This is a genomic window from Wolbachia endosymbiont of Drosophila incompta (assembly GCF_001758565.1).
Taxonomy (GTDB): domain Bacteria; phylum Pseudomonadota; class Alphaproteobacteria; order Rickettsiales; family Anaplasmataceae; genus Wolbachia; species Wolbachia pipientis.
The window spans coordinates 1133531-1134246 of record NZ_CP011148.1 but is presented as its reverse complement, the minus strand read 5'-3'; the positions used below and the strand labels follow the sequence as shown (position 1 = coordinate 1134246).

The window sequence follows — 716 nt, the reverse complement described above, 5'->3', positions numbered from 1 at the left end:
TTATACAAGAAGGTGTACCAACCATTGACATGTTTAAAAGCAGTTCTGCAGAACCGCTAATATACTATATAGGAGATACTTCAACATGTTACTTATACCGATGTAATAGCAGAAAAGATGTATATTCTAGCTTGAATGCCACTGACTGTGAGTTTCATGATGTTAGCCAGGTTGTAGAAGGTAAAATTCTATCACTTTGGAGTATTGTTAGCAAATTAGCAGTACTAGCGTTGGCAGTAGAAATAAAATCTTTTCATCCCTAATTCTTATACCTCTACAGTGCTGTCATTAGAATGACCGTTTATATTATGAACATCATCAAGTTCAGTGGAAGGATCATCATTGACAGGTTGATTAAACAACTTATCAAGTTGAACTGCAAGAAATACTGCACTATATATTATGCTGACTGTTACGCTTAAGTTGAAATTATAGATTATACCACTACCCAAGTTTATTGGTATAGTTGGAGTTTCTATCCTTCTTAATATGAAGTTTAATAAACCTAACGACAAAGTTAATGTGCTGATAATAAGGTCCTTCTTACACTTAGCAGACTTTTCAGGATCCTTATTATCCAGATATTTCTTGCATGTATAATAATAGCTTATAGGTTCTGAAATGAACAAAAATAGGATCGTTGATGTTGAACTAATATAACTTGTTACATCTGCATTACCTCTAGCCAAAAAATGGATGACTTTCAACATCATCAA

1 protein-coding gene and 1 pseudogene are annotated in these 716 nt (G+C 33.1%); one reads left to right on the top strand and one right to left on the bottom strand.

What is annotated here, in order from left to right; all coding sequences use genetic code 11:
- Nucleotides 1-263: glutamate--cysteine ligase (locus WG67_RS08800; RefSeq protein WP_458694932.1), on the top strand; the 263-nt coding region annotated here is incomplete at its 5' end.
- A 3-nt stretch (nt 264-266) separates the two neighbouring features.
- Here WG67_RS08800 and WG67_RS08795 read toward each other — a convergent pair.
- Nucleotides 267-716, bottom strand: a pseudogene (locus WG67_RS08795) (hypothetical protein); the annotation flags it as partial.